The 12,278-nt window shown below is 69.7% G+C and carries 15 protein-coding genes; 9 read left to right on the forward strand and 6 right to left on the reverse strand.

What is annotated here, in order from left to right; translation table 11 throughout:
• Positions 1–56: 56 nt before the first annotated feature.
• The 9 genes from I8E28_RS16325 to I8E28_RS16365 all read left to right on the forward strand — a co-directional run bounded on the left by I8E28_RS16325 (position 57) and on the right by I8E28_RS16365 (position 7,298).
• On the forward strand, positions 57–362 hold the full coding sequence (locus I8E28_RS16325) for an integration host factor subunit beta (protein WP_200789171.1): 306 nt from the start codon (positions 57–59) through the stop codon (positions 360–362).
• A gap of 41 nt (positions 363–403) precedes the next feature.
• Positions 404–673, forward strand: a complete 270-nt coding sequence (locus I8E28_RS16330) for a LapA family protein (RefSeq protein ID WP_200789172.1) — start codon at positions 404–406, stop codon at positions 671–673.
• Positions 663–1,790, forward strand: a complete 1,128-nt coding sequence (gene lapB / locus I8E28_RS16335) for a lipopolysaccharide assembly protein LapB (protein ID WP_200789173.1) — start codon at positions 663–665, stop codon at positions 1,788–1,790. The genes I8E28_RS16330 and lapB overlap by 11 nt, the downstream gene beginning before the upstream one ends.
• A complete protein-coding gene (gene rfaE1, locus I8E28_RS16340) occupies positions 1,790–2,719 on the forward strand; it encodes a D-glycero-beta-D-manno-heptose-7-phosphate kinase (RefSeq protein ID WP_200789174.1) in 930 nt (309 codons plus the stop codon). The genes lapB and rfaE1 overlap by 1 nt, the downstream gene beginning before the upstream one ends.
• A complete protein-coding gene (gene rfaD, locus I8E28_RS16345) occupies positions 2,716–3,708 on the forward strand; it encodes an ADP-glyceromanno-heptose 6-epimerase (RefSeq protein ID WP_200789175.1) in 993 nt (330 codons plus the stop codon). Before rfaE1 ends, rfaD begins: the two co-directional genes overlap by 4 nt.
• Before the next feature lie 77 nt (positions 3,709–3,785).
• Positions 3,786–4,292 carry a ComEA family DNA-binding protein gene (locus tag I8E28_RS16350; RefSeq protein WP_200789176.1) on the forward strand — a complete coding sequence of 169 codons (507 nt, stop codon included), beginning with the start codon at positions 3,786–3,788 and terminating at the stop codon, positions 4,290–4,292.
• A gap of 151 nt (positions 4,293–4,443) precedes the next feature.
• A complete protein-coding gene (locus I8E28_RS16355; RefSeq protein ID WP_200789177.1) occupies positions 4,444–4,953 on the forward strand; it encodes a TRAP transporter small permease in 510 nt (169 codons plus the stop codon).
• Positions 4,946–6,241, forward strand: coding sequence for a TRAP transporter large permease (locus I8E28_RS16360; protein WP_200789178.1), 1,296 nt, complete (start codon positions 4,946–4,948; stop codon positions 6,239–6,241). Before I8E28_RS16355 ends, I8E28_RS16360 begins: the two co-directional genes overlap by 8 nt.
• Before the next feature lie 88 nt (positions 6,242–6,329).
• Entirely contained in the window at positions 6,330–7,298 is a 969-nt protein-coding gene (locus I8E28_RS16365; RefSeq protein WP_200789179.1) for a TRAP transporter substrate-binding protein, read from the forward strand.
• 63 nt (positions 7,299–7,361) lie between these two features.
• Here the strand turns inward: I8E28_RS16365 and I8E28_RS16370 are convergent, their stop codons facing one another.
• The 6 genes from I8E28_RS16370 to I8E28_RS16395 all read right to left on the reverse strand — a co-directional run bounded on the left by I8E28_RS16370 (position 7,362) and on the right by I8E28_RS16395 (position 12,265).
• Positions 7,362–7,598: a hypothetical protein gene (locus I8E28_RS16370; protein ID WP_200789180.1), complete on the reverse strand. Its 237-nt coding sequence runs from the start codon at positions 7,596–7,598 to the stop codon at positions 7,362–7,364.
• 69 nt (positions 7,599–7,667) lie between these two features.
• On the reverse strand, positions 7,668–8,738 hold the full coding sequence (locus I8E28_RS16375; RefSeq protein ID WP_200789181.1) for an XdhC family protein: 1,071 nt from the start codon (positions 8,736–8,738) through the stop codon (positions 7,668–7,670).
• A gap of 9 nt (positions 8,739–8,747) precedes the next feature.
• Positions 8,748–9,350, reverse strand: coding sequence for an SRPBCC family protein (locus I8E28_RS16380; protein ID WP_200789182.1), 603 nt, complete (start codon positions 9,348–9,350; stop codon positions 8,748–8,750).
• Positions 9,351–9,360: 10 nt separating this feature from the next.
• Positions 9,361–10,539 carry a vWA domain-containing protein gene (locus I8E28_RS16385; RefSeq protein WP_200789183.1) on the reverse strand — a complete coding sequence of 393 codons (1,179 nt, stop codon included), beginning with the start codon at positions 10,537–10,539 and terminating at the stop codon, positions 9,361–9,363.
• 8 nt (positions 10,540–10,547) lie between these two features.
• Complete coding sequence (locus I8E28_RS16390; RefSeq protein WP_420850222.1) at positions 10,548–11,441, reverse strand: AAA family ATPase; 894 nt, start codon at positions 11,439–11,441, stop codon at positions 10,548–10,550.
• 32 nt (positions 11,442–11,473) lie between these two features.
• Positions 11,474–12,265: an FAD binding domain-containing protein gene (locus I8E28_RS16395; protein ID WP_200789185.1), complete on the reverse strand. Its 792-nt coding sequence runs from the start codon at positions 12,263–12,265 to the stop codon at positions 11,474–11,476.
• Between the last annotated feature and the right edge of the window lie 13 nt (positions 12,266–12,278).

The following is a 12,278-nucleotide window of genomic DNA, read 5'->3' on the forward strand; positions in this document are numbered from 1 at the left end:
CGCGTGCTCTGTCCCCAACTGAACAGATCGATCGATCAGGCACGTACTTCCCCTTCATGACCCGTTCCGACCTCGTCGAAGAACTGGCGGCCCGCTTCAGCCAGCTCACCCACCGCGATGCCGAGTACGCCGTCAAGGCGATCCTCGACGCGATGGGCGATGCCCTGGTGCGCGGCCACCGCATCGAGATCCGCGGCTTCGGCAGCTTCTCGATCAACCGGCGCCCGCCGCGGCTGGGACGCAATCCCCGCTCGGGCGAATCGGTGCAGATCCCGGAAAAGCGCGTGCCCCACTTCAAGCCGGGCAAGGCGCTGCGCGAGGCGGTCGACGCCCGCACCAAGGAACTGGAGCAAGGCCGCTGAGGCCTGCCCAACCGTAGAATTGCGCCGGACCGGAGAGCGCGATGAAATACCTCATGTGGCTGCTCAAGGCAGCCATTTTTTTTACCCTCTTCGCCTTCGCGCTGAACAACCAGCAGGCGGCGACGGTGCACTTCTTCTTCGGCACGTCCTGGACGGGCCCGATGGTGCTGGTGGTGCTCGCCACCTTCGCGGCCGGCCTGGTGGTCGGCGCGCTGGGCATGGTGCCGCGCTGGTGGCGCAACCGCCGCGAGGCGCGACGCGACGCGCCGATGACGCACGCGCCGAGCTCGCTGGAGACGCATGGACTTTGACCTGAGCTGGCTGCTGTGGGGCCTGCCGATCGCCTTCGTGCTCGGCTGGGTGGCCTCGCGGCTGGACCTGCGGCAGCTGCGCATCGAGAACCGGCAGGCGCCCAAGGCATACTTCCGCGGCCTGAACTTCCTGCTCAACGAGCAGCAGGACCAGGCCATCGACGCCTTCATCGAGGCGGTGCGCAGCGACCCCGACACGTCGGAGTTGCATTTCGCGCTGGGCAACCTGTTCCGCCGCCGCGGCGAGTACGAGCGTGCCGTGCGCGTGCACGAGCACCTGCTCTCGCGCGGCGACCTCTCGCGCGCCGAACGCCACCGCGCTCAGCACGCCCTCGCACTCGACTTCCTGAAGGCCGGCCTGCTCGATCGCGCGGAGGAAGCGCTGCGCAAGCTCGAAGGCAGCGCCTTCGAAGGCCAGGCCAACCTGGCGCTGCTGGCCATTTACGAACGCTCGCGCGATTTCGCGCAGGCTGCGGAAGTCGCGGCGCGCCTCGAAGCCACGGGGCAAGGGGATTTCAGCGGCCGCCGTGCGCACTACCTCTGCGAACTGGCGGCGCAGGCCACGGGCGAGCAGGCCGAGCGCCTGCTGCGCGAAGCCAAGGCGCTCGCGCCGTCGTCCGCGCGTCCGGTCCTCGAACTGGCCGCGCTGCAGCGGCCTGCCGACCCGCAGCGGTCGTTCGACACCCTGATGGCCTTGGCGAAGCAGTCGCCGTCGTCCGTGCCCCTGCTCGCGCGTGCGCTGGCCCAGGACGGCCGCGCGGCGGGGCGCGAAGCCGAGGCGCTCGCCCTGCTGCAAGCGAGCTATGACCAGCTCGCCTCGCTCGACGTGCTGGAAGCCATCGTCTCGCTGCAGCCCGAGGGCGAGGCACGCGACTGGTACGCGCGCCACCTCGACCGCGAGCCATCCCTCGTCGCCGCGACGAAGTGGCTGGCCGGTGAACGGCTCGAGCACGAGCAGCACCACCCGAAGGTGCAGCGCGCGCTGGAGCACGCGTCGCGGCCGCTGCTGCGCTACCGCTGCGCGGCCTGCGGCTTCGAGGCCAAGCAACACTTCTGGCAATGCCCCGGCTGCCAGGCGTGGGACAGTTATCCCCCGCGGCACGTGGAAGAACTCTGATGCAACCTACTCCCCAGCAGCTCGGGCAGGCGAACGTGCTCGTCGTCGGCGACGCGATGCTCGACCGCTACTGGCACGGCGCCGTCGAGCGCATCTCGCCCGAAGCGCCGGTGCCGGTCGTGAAGGTCAGCCGCGAGGAAGAGCGCATCGGGGCCGCGGCCAACGTGGCCTACAACGTGAGCTCGCTCGGCGCCAAGGCCTCGTTCCTCGGCGTCGTCGGCGACGACGAACCCGGCCAGCGCCTGGAGCGCCTCCTCAAGGACACCGGCATCGCGACGCACCTGAAGCGCGACCCCGGCCTGAAGACCACGGTCAAGCTGCGCGTCATCGGCCGCCAGCAGCAGCTGCTGCGCATGGATTTCGAGAACGAGCCCGACCACGAGGTGCTGGCGATGCAGACCGAGGCATTCGGGCAGCTCATGCCGGCGCACCAGGCCGTGCTGTTCTCCGACTACGGCAAGGGCGGCCTCGCGCACATCCCCGCCATGATCGAAGCAGCGCGCGCGCAGGGCAAGGTGGTGCTGGTCGACCCGAAGGGGTCGGACTACACCCGCTACCGCGGCGCCAGCGTCATCACGCCCAATCGCGCCGAATTGCAGGACGTGCTGGGCCGCTGGTCCAGCGAGGACGACCTTCGCCGGCGCGCGCACGGCCTGCGCGAGCAGCTCGGGCTGCAGGCGCTGCTGCTCACGCGCAGCGAGGAAGGCATGACGCTGTTCGACGCCCAAGGCGAGCTGCACGTGCAGGCGCAGGCGCGCGAGGTGTTCGATGTCACCGGCGCCGGCGACACCGTCATCGCCACGCTGGCAGCCATGGCGGCGGCCGGTCTGCCGCTGCGCGAAGCGGTGCCCATCGCCAACCGCGCCGGCGGCATCGTGGTGGGCAAGTTCGGCACCGCCACCGTCACGTACCAGGAGTTGTTTGCATGAGAGTCGTCGTCACGGGAGCAGCGGGCTTCATCGGATCGAACATCGTCAAAGGCCTGAACGCCCGCGGCATCGACGACATCATCGCGGTGGACGACCTGACGCAGGGCGACAAGTTCCGCAACCTCGCCGACCTGCGCATCGCGGACTACGTCGACGCCGACCTTTTCTACGACGCGTTCGCCGAGGGTTACTTCGGCCCGGTCGAAGCCGTGTTCCACGAAGGCGCGTGCAGCGACACGATGGAGAGCGACGGCAAGTACATGATGGACAACAACTACACGTTGTCCTGCGGCCTGTTCCGCGCCTGCCAGGAGCGCGGCTCGCGCCTGCTCTATGCATCGTCCGCGGCGACCTACGGCGGCTCGGCGCAGTTCACCGAGTCGCCCGAGTTCGAGCGCCCGCTCAACGTCTACGGCTGGTCCAAGCTGCTGTTCGACCAGCGCCTGCGGCGCGAGATCGGCACCGACTTCGCACGCGCGCAGCACCAGGTGGTGGGGTTCCGCTACTTCAACGTCTACGGTCCGCGCGAGCAGCACAAGGGCCGCATGGCCAGCGTCGCCTTCCACCAGTTCCACCAGTTCCGCGACCAGGGCAAGGTCAAGCTCTTCGGCGAGTACGGCGGCTACGGCCCCGGCCAGCAGGAGCGCGACTTCGTGTTCGTCGACGACGTGGTGGCGGTCAACCTCTGGTTCTTCGACCACGCGGACAAGCAGGGCCTGTTCAACCTCGGAAGCGGCCGGGCGCAACCCTTCAATGATGTCGCCACCGCGGTCGTCTCGGCCCTCACGGGCAAGCAGCACACCGCGCAATCGGCCGCGAACGCCGGACTCATCGAGTACATCCCCTTCCCGGATGCGCTGCGCGGCAAGTACCAGTGCCACACGCAGGCCGACCTCGGGGCGTTGCGCCGCGCGGGTTGCAACCACGCCTTTGCGGATGTGCAAACCGGCGTGCGCCAGTACATGGAGTGGCTCGGCGGCCAGGGTTGACCCGGCATCACCTCGGTCAACCGCCGGCGTGCGAGGCCGTTGAACAGGTCCGTACCACTCCCATCAGGAGAACGCTCATGTTCAAGAAGATCCTCGTGCTGCTGGCCATGCTGTACACGGCGCTCGCCATGGCGGCCGTCGACGTCAACAAGGCCACCGAAGCCCAGCTCGACAGCGTCAAGGGCATCGGCCCGGGCACCAGCAAGCTCATCATCACGGAGCGCAAGAAGGGTGACTTCAAGAGCTGGGACGACTTCATCACTCGCGTCAAGGGCGTGGGCGAGAAGCGCGCCGAGAACCTCTCCGAAGCCGGCCTGACCGTCGGCGGCGCCGCGTACAAGCCCGCTGCCACGGCCAAGAAGGACGACAAGGCGACCACCACGAAGAAGGACGACAAGTCGATGGCCAAGGCCGACGACAAGAAGGCCGAAGCGAAGAAGGACGCCAAGGAAGCCAAGGCCGAGGCCAAGGCGGAGAAGAAGGAAGCCAAGGCCGACGCCAAGGAGGCCAAGGCCGAAGCGAAGGCCGACGCCAAGGAAGCCAAGGCGGACGCCAAGAAGGCTGCTGCCAGCGCCAAGAAGTGATCGTGGCGGCTGTGGCCGCACCCGCATCACCGAAGCCGGGCCCTGCGCCCGGCTTTTTCGTTGGCGGCGCGTGCACGGCCGCCGCGGGGCGCCGCATGCCTGAGCGAGAATGGCTCGGCCGCACGACGATGCGGAACGAGGATGGGACCCGATGCGACGATTCCTGGATCTGCTCTATGACGGCGCGGCCTGGCTGGCCGCGCTGTCGATGGTGGGCGTGCTGGCCATGGTGCTGCTGGCCATCGTCAGCCGGCAGTTGAATTTCCACGTGCCGGGCACCGATGCCTACGCCGGCTATGCGATGGCCGCCTCGGGCTTCCTCGCGCTGGCCCACACGCTCAAGCGCAACGAGCACATCCGCGTCACGTTGATCCTCGGCCGCCTCACGGGCCGTGCGCGCCACGGGCTGGAGATGTGGGCCCTGAGCGCCGCGGTCGCACTGGCCGCCCTGTTCACGTTCTACTCGGTGCGGCTGGCGTGGGTGTCCTGGTCCATCAACGACATCTCCACCGGCAACGACGCGACGCCGCTGTGGATCCCGCAGCTCACGATGGCGGTGGGCACGCTGGTGCTGCTGGTCGCCTTCATCGACGAATGGGTGCTCGAACTGCGCGGGCGCCGCGCGACCGTCGAGAGCTCGGAGGCCCTGCACAATGAATGACGTCCTCGTCACCACGCTGCTGATCGTCACCCTGTTCGCGTTCCTGGGCAGCGGCGTCTGGATCGGCCTCACGCTGTCGGGCGTCGCCTGGGTCGGCATGCAGCTGTTCTCCTCGCGCCCGGCCGGCGACGCGATGGCCGTCACGGTGTGGGGCTCCGCCTCCAGCTGGACGCTCACCGCGCTGCCGCTGTTCATCTGGATGGGCGAGATCCTGTTCCGCACCAAGCTGAGCGAAAGCATGTTCCGCGGGCTCGCGCCGTGGGTGAGCCGCCTGCCGGGCCGCCTGCTGCACACCAACGTCATCGGCTGCACCATCTTCGCGGCCGTGTCGGGCTCGTCGGCCGCGACGTGCGCGACCATCGGCAAGATGACGCTGCCCGAACTCGGGCGGCGCGGCTATCCGGACGACATCACCATCGGCTCGCTCGCGGGCGCCGGCACGCTGGGCCTGCTGATCCCGCCGTCGATCATCATGATCGTGTACGGCGTGTCGGCCGACGTCTCCATCGCGCGCCTGTTCGTCGCCGGCATCCTGCCAGGCATCCTGCTGGCCGGCCTGTTCTCCGGCTACCTCGCCGTCTGGTCGGCGATGAATCGCGATCGCGTGCCACCGCCCGATGCGCCGACGTCCTTCATGGAGAAGCTGCACGAATCCCGGCACCTGATCCCCGTGGTGCTGCTGATCGGCGCGGTCCTGGGCTCCATCTACACCGGCGTGGCGACGGCGACGGAGGCGGCCGCCGTCGGCGTGGTCGGTTCGCTGATCCTGTCGGCCGCGCAGCGCTCGTTGTCGTGGGCGACGTTCAGGGAGTCGCTGCTCGGCGCCACGCGCCTCTATTGCATGATCGCGCTGATCCTCGCGGGCGCCGCGTTCCTCACGCTGGCCATGGGCTACATCGGCCTGCCGCGGCACCTGGCCGAATGGGTCGGCTCGCTGGGGCTCACGCCCTTCATGCTGATCGTCGCGCTGTCGGTCTTCTACATCATCCTCGGCTGCTTCCTGGACGGCATCTCGATGGTGGTGCTCACCATGGGCGTCATCCTGCCGACGGTGCAGGCGGCCGGCGTCGACCTCCTGTGGTTCGGCATCTTCATCGTCATCGTCGTCGAGATGGCGCAGATCACGCCGCCGGTGGGCTTCAACCTGTTCGTGCTGCAAGGCATGACCGGCCGGCAGATCACCTGGATCGCGAAGGTGACGATGCCGTTCTTCTTCCTCATGTGCCTGATGGTGCTGCTGCTCTGGTGGTTCCCCGGCATCGCCACCTGGCTGCCGTCGAAGATGTAGCGCGCCCGCTTGGGGTAACACCGCATCGGCTGGCGCGGGATTTGCTCGTATCCTGCCCCGGCCCCTTTTCGCCTTTCCCGGAGCGACCATGAACTTCAAGTACGCCCTCGGCGCCGCGGTGCTCGCCTTCACCGCGCACGCCGCCGCCCAGACCAAGTGGGACCTGCCGGCCGCCTACCCGGCCAGCAACTTCCACACCGAGAACCTCGAACAGTTCGCCAAGGACGTGGACAAGGCCACCAACGGCAAGCTCAAGATCACCGTGCATGCCGGCGCGTCTTTGTTCAAGGCGCCAGAGATCAAGCGGGCCGTGCAGGGCGGGCAAGCGCAGGTCGGCGAGATCCTGGTCTCCAACTTCGCCAACGAGTGGCCGATCTTCGGCGCCGACGCCCTGCCCTTCCTCGCCGACAGCTACGAAGCGGCCGAGAAGCTCTGGAAGGCGCAGCGCCCGATGTTCGAGAAGAAGCTCGGCGACCAGGGCATGCTGGTGCTGTATGCGGTGGCGTGGCCGCCGCAGGGCATCTACTCCAAGAAGCCACTCAACTCGGCCGCCGACCTCAAGGGCATGAAGTGGCGCGCCTACAACCCGGCCACGTCGCGCATCGCCGAACTCGTGGGCGCCCAGCCCGTGACCGTGCAGGCCGCCGAGTTGAGCCAGGCCTTCGCCACCGGCGTGGCGGAAAGCATGATGACCAGCGGCTCGACCGGCTGGGACTCCAAGCTCTATGAGCACGTGAAGTACTGGTACGACACGCAGGCCTGGCTGCCCAAGAACATCGTGATCGTCAACAAGGCGGCATTCAACGCGCTGGACAAGCCGACGCAGGACGCGCTGATGAAGGCCGGCGCCGAAGCCGAGAAGCGCGGCTGGGCGACCAGCCGCAAGGCCAACGGCGAGACGCTGGAGAAGCTGAAGGCCAACGGCATGCAGATCCTGCCGCCGCCCCCCGCGCTGAAGGCCGACATGAAGAAGATCGGCGACACGCTGCTCAAGGAATGGCTGGACAAGGCCGGCCCCGAGGGCCAGCAGCTGGTCGACGCCTACCGCAAGATGTGAGTCCTGCCACGGCATGGAAAAGGCGCCCCGCGGGGCGCCTTTTTCCTTGGCGCACGGGGGCGCTCAGATGCCGAGCAGCTTCTTGGCTTCGCCCAGCGCCTTCATCGAGTCGTCGTGCTTGCCGGCCTTGTGCGCGGCTTCGCCGTCGGCACGCAGCTTCGCGACCTTGTCCGCGTCCGCTTTCGACAGCTGCGGCTTGGTGGCGAGCTTGGCGTCGATCGCCTTCATCTCGTTGGGGCAGTTGTGCGCCCAGGCGGTGCCGGCAAAGGCCAGGCCCAGGGCGAGCAGGAGGTAGCGCATGGAATCTCCTTGGTGCGGTGAGGCCTGCAAGTTAGCTCCCGGCCGACGGGGCCGTATCCGGGTTGACCCTCAGTCGGCGACGCGCGGTACCGCACACACCTCGGCGCCGGGATCGTTCGGCACGACGGCGGCACGGTTCTTGGCCTCGGCAACGTCCAGGTCGCGCGGCAGCGGCGCGCCGTTCTTCACGGCCAGGATCTCGGCCATGACGCTCACGGCGATCTCCGGCGGCGTCTTGCTGCCGATGTAGATGCCGATGGGTCCGCGCAGGCGGGCGAGCGACTCGTCGGTTTGCCCGAAGTGCTCGACCATGCGCTGCCGCCGGGCTTCGTTGTTGCGGCGGCTGCCGATCGCGCCGACGTAGAACGCGTCCGTCTCCAGCGCTTCCAGCAGCGCGAGGTCGTCGAGCTTGGGATCGTGCGTCAGCGCGACCACGCAGCTGCGGCGATCCGGCCGGAACGCCTGCACGACGTCGTCGGGCATGTCCGTGACGAGCTTCGCGCCGGGCACGTCGAACGCGCCGCGGTATTCCTCGCGCGGATCGCACACGGTCACCGCGAAGCCGCTGAACAGCGCCATCGTCGCGAGGTACTCGGTCAGCTGCCCGGCACCGATCAGCAGCATGCGGTACTCGGGGCCGAAGGTGTTGGCCATCTCTTCGCCGTCGACCGTGAGCTCGCTGGGCGTGTCGGCCGTCTCGAGCGTGGCCACGCCGTCGGCGAGCCGGACGCTGCGGCGCACCAGCTGGCCGGCTTCCAGGCGCTGCACGAGGGCGTCCAGCTGCGCGGGATCGGGGTCGTGCTCCAGCAGCAGTTCCAGCGTGCCGCCGCAGGGCAGGCCGAAGCGGTGCGCCTCGTCGGCGGTGATGCCGTACTTGACGAACGCGGGCGGGCCGGACGGGAAGGTGCGCGCGTCGCCCTTGCCGGCATAGGCCTGGCTGTACCGGAACACGAGGTCGTCCTCGATGCAGCCGCCGGACACCGAGCCCACCACGGAGCCATCCTCGGCCAGCGCCATGATCGAGCCGACCGGGCGCGGCGACGATCCCCACGTGCGGACAACGGTCGCGAGCAGCGCGTGCTGGCCCGCCTGCCGCCAGTCGCGCAGTTGCCGCAGGACGAGGACGTCGAGGTTTTCCATGGCGCCCCTTCAGCGCAGCAGGTACAGCGCGGCGCCGATGCACAGCGCGAGCGCCGCCAGCCCGGCCCACAAGGACAGTCCGCCGCGCGACGGCGCCACGGCTGCGGCGTCCGCCGGATCGGTTGCCGCAACGGATGCTGGCGCATCGCCCGCCGTCGCAGGCGCCGGATGCCGCCGCTGCATCTCGGCGTCGAAGCGCTGGAAGAACTCCTCGGCCATCGAGCGCGCCACGCCGTCGATCAGCCGCTGGCCGACCTGCGCGATCTTGCCGCCGACCTGCGCATTCACGCTGTACGCCAGTTCACAGCCCTGCGCATTCGGCGTCAGTCGGACCTTCGACGTGCCCTTGCCGAAGCCCGCCGGGCCCCCCTGCCCTTCGAACGCCAGCGTGTAGCTCTCCGGCGGCTGCACGTCCGACAGCTGGATCTTGCCGGTGAACTTCGCGGCGACCGGCCCGATCTTCACCGACATCGCCAGCGTGAAGCGGTCGTCGCCGGCGCGCTCGACCTTGTCGCAGCCGGGAATGCAGGCGCGCAGGACCTCGGGGTCGTTGAGCGCTTCCCACGCTTCCTGTTGTGAGGCCGCCAGCTGGCGGCTGCCCTGCATCTCCATGGTGGATCCTTCAGCGTTGCATCACGGCGGCGATGGCCGCCGCCAGTTCTTCGAGCCGTGCGAGGTTGTGAACGGCAAGCATCCCATGCGCCTGCCGGTGCAGCACCGCGGCGCCGCGCGCGAGCGGCTGGTAGCCGTCGAAGCGCAGCAGCGGGTTGAGCCACAGCACGCGGCGGCTGTGCAGCCGCAGCCAATCGAGTTCCCGCGCGAGCACCTCCGGCTCGCCCGTGTCCAGGCCGTCGGTGACCAGCAGCACCAGCGTGCGGCCGCCGACGAGGCGCCGCCCATGCGCGCGGTGCAGGGCCGCCAGCGACTCGCCCAGGCGCGTGCCGCCGGCGAAATCGTCGATCGCGCGGCCGGCCGCCTCGAGCATCGCGTCGGTGTCCGCCAGCTTGAACGCGGGCGTGAGGTCGGTCAGGTGCGTGCCGAACGCGAACACGTCACGGCGCAGCCCACGCGTGGCAGCGTGCAGGAACGCGAGCAGCAGCCGTGCATAGCGCTCCATCGAGCCCGACACGTCGACCAGCACGAGCAGCGGCAGGCGCTGGCGGCGGCGGCGGCGTTCGATGAGGCGCACCAGTTCACCCCCGCTGCGACCCGCGTCGCGCAGCGTGCGCGCCCAGTGCGGACGCGTGCCGCGGCCCGCGGCACCGGTGCGGCGGCTCGCCACTTCCGGCATCGCGAGCGGCAGCGCCCGCGCGAGGCGTTCGACCAGCCGGTACTCGTCGGCGCCGAGCGCGTTGAAGTCCGCATGGCGCAGGCGGAGCTCCTCGCTCGCGGTCATGGCGGCGTCGAGCTCCACGCGATCGTCATCGCTCTTCGTGGCCGCCAGGGCGGGCGCCTTGGCGGGTGCCAGTGCCTCGCGCACGCGCGGCCGCTGCTTGCTGCGCTCGCCCGGCGCCTCGGCGCTGGGCAACATCTGCGCGAGCAGCTTGGCGGCGACGTCGGGATCGCGGAAGAAGGTGTCGAACAGCTCGACGAACACCTCGCGGTCCTGCGCACGGCTGACGAGCGTGGATTCCAGCGCCGCCTGCAGGTCGCCGCGCCGGCCGACGTCGACCAGCGTGGCGGCTTCACCGGCCAGCGCGATGCGCGCGCTGTCGACCGGCACGCCGGCGCGCCGCAACGCGCGGCCGAAGGCCACCAGGTTGTCGGCCATCTTGCCGGTGCGTGCGTCGCCGAGCTGCATGGCGCGCCTCAGGCGGGTTCGGGACGCAGCAGCTCCGTCGCGCGCTCGTGCGTGAGCGCCGCGACGTCCTCGCGCTGCTTGAACAGGATGCCGGCGGTGCCGGTCACCACCTCGGGGTCCAGCGCCAGTGTGTCCAGTGCCACGAGCGCGCGCGCCCACTCCACGCTCTCGGCGATACCGGGCACGCGCTGGAAGGCATCGGCGAACGGCTGGCTGCGCAGGCGGCTGACGAAGTCCGCGACTTGCCGCGCGAGCGAATCGGCCAGGCCGGGCACCCGCGAACGCACGATGGCCAGTTCACGCTCCCGGTCGGGATAGTCGAGCCAGTGGTACAGGCAGCGGCGCTTCACCGCGTCGTGCAGGTCGCGCGTGCGGTTGCTGGTGAGGATGGTCACCGGCGGCACCACGGCGCGCACCGTCCCGATCTCCGGGATGCTGACCTGGTACTCGCCGAGGTATTCGAGCAGGAAGGCTTCGAAGGGCTCGTCGGCGCGGTCGACTTCGTCCACCAGCAGCACCGCGCCCGGCGCCGGCGCCTGCAACGCCTGCAGCAGCGGCCGGCGGATCAGGTAGCGCGGCTGGTAGACCTCGCGCTCGATCTCGTCGACCGACTCGCGGCCTTCCACCGCGCGCATGTGCAGCAGCTGCGCGGCGTAGTTCCACTCGTACAGCGCGTCGCGGTGTTCGAGCCCGTCGTAGCACTGCAGGCGCAGCAACTCGCGGCCCAGCACCTGCGCGAGCGACTTGGCCAGCTCGGTCTTGCCGACGCCCGGTTCGCCCTCGAGCAGCAAGGGGCGCTGCAGGCGCAGCGCGAGGAAGGCGGCGGTGGCGAGCCGGCGGTCGGCGTGGTAGCCGGCCGCCTGCAGGCCCGCGAGCAGATCGTCGATGGAGGCGGGGGTCACGCGCACAGGATAGCGGCGGCCCCGCGCCTGCGTCAGCCGAGGGCCTTGGCGACGGCGCGTTGCGCCATCACGCCGATCAGGTTGGCCCGGTACGCGGCGGTGCCGTGCAGGTCGCTCGACAGGCCGTCCGCGGAGACCTTCACGCCGGCGGCCGCCTCGGGGGTGAAGCTGCGCGTGAGCGCCTGCTCCAGTTCCTGGTGCCGGAACACGCCGTTGCCACCGCCGGTGACCGCGACGCGCACGCCCTGGTCGGTCTGCGCGACGAACACGCCGATGAGCGCGAAGCGGGACGCCGGCTGGCGGAACTTCATGTACGCCGCCTTCTTCGGGATCGGGTAGCTGACCTGCGTGATGAGCTCGCCCTCTTCCAGCGCCGTCGTGAACAGCCCCTGGAAGAAGTCGGCGGCCGCGACCTTGCGCTTGGTGGTGTGCACCGTGGCGTCGAGCGCGAGCACTGCAGCCGGATAGCAGGCCGCCGGGTCGTTGTTCGCGACCGAGCCGCCCATGGTGCCGAGGTTGCGCACCTGCCGGTCGCCGATCTGGCCCGCCAGGTCGGCCAGCGCCGGGATCGATGCCTTGACCTCGGCATTGCCGGCGACTTCCGCGTGCTTGCACATCGCGCCGATCACGAGCGCGTTGCCCTCGCGACGCACGAACGCCAGTTCGCGCACCGCGGTGAGGTCGACCAGCTGCTCGGGGCTGGCCAGCCGCAGCTTCATCGAGGCCAGCAGCGTCTGCCCGCCGGCCAGCGGCTTGCCGCCGGCACCCGCGAGCTTCTGCGCGTCGGCCAGCGTGGTGGGCCGTTCGAAGGTGAATGCGTACATGGTCGTGTCCTCC

This window comes from Ramlibacter algicola (assembly GCF_016641735.1).
Taxonomy (GTDB): Bacteria; Pseudomonadota; Gammaproteobacteria; order Burkholderiales; family Burkholderiaceae_C; genus Ramlibacter; species Ramlibacter algicola.

Excerpts from the sequence above, each read along its gene's own strand:
- I8E28_RS16350 (WP_200789176.1), top strand. The coding sequence starts at position 3,786 with ATGTTCAAGAAGATCCTCGTGCTGCTGGCCATGCTGTACACGGCGCTC.
- I8E28_RS16355 (WP_200789177.1), top strand. The coding sequence starts at position 4,444 with ATGCGACGATTCCTGGATCTGCTCTATGACGGCGCGGCCTGGCTGGCC.
- I8E28_RS16330 (WP_200789172.1), top strand. The coding sequence starts at position 404 with ATGAAATACCTCATGTGGCTGCTCAAGGCAGCCATTTTTTTTACCCTC.
- I8E28_RS16385 (WP_200789183.1), bottom strand. The coding sequence starts at position 10,539 with ATGCAGCTCGGCGACGCACGCACCGGCAAGATGGCCGACAACCTGGTG.
- I8E28_RS16395 (WP_200789185.1), bottom strand. The coding sequence starts at position 12,265 with ATGTACGCATTCACCTTCGAACGGCCCACCACGCTGGCCGACGCGCAG.
- rfaE1 (WP_200789174.1), top strand. The coding sequence starts at position 1,790 with ATGCAACCTACTCCCCAGCAGCTCGGGCAGGCGAACGTGCTCGTCGTC.
- rfaD (WP_200789175.1), top strand. The coding sequence starts at position 2,716 with ATGAGAGTCGTCGTCACGGGAGCAGCGGGCTTCATCGGATCGAACATC.
- I8E28_RS16370 (WP_200789180.1), bottom strand. The coding sequence starts at position 7,598 with ATGCGCTACCTCCTGCTCGCCCTGGGCCTGGCCTTTGCCGGCACCGCC.
- I8E28_RS16365 (WP_200789179.1), top strand. The coding sequence starts at position 6,330 with ATGAACTTCAAGTACGCCCTCGGCGCCGCGGTGCTCGCCTTCACCGCG.
- I8E28_RS16380 (WP_200789182.1), bottom strand. The coding sequence starts at position 9,350 with ATGGAGATGCAGGGCAGCCGCCAGCTGGCGGCCTCACAACAGGAAGCG.
- I8E28_RS16375 (WP_200789181.1), bottom strand. The coding sequence starts at position 8,738 with ATGGAAAACCTCGACGTCCTCGTCCTGCGGCAACTGCGCGACTGGCGG.
- I8E28_RS16325 (WP_200789171.1), top strand. The coding sequence starts at position 57 with ATGACCCGTTCCGACCTCGTCGAAGAACTGGCGGCCCGCTTCAGCCAG.
- I8E28_RS16360 (WP_200789178.1), top strand. The coding sequence starts at position 4,946 with ATGAATGACGTCCTCGTCACCACGCTGCTGATCGTCACCCTGTTCGCG.
- lapB (WP_200789173.1), top strand. The coding sequence starts at position 663 with ATGGACTTTGACCTGAGCTGGCTGCTGTGGGGCCTGCCGATCGCCTTC.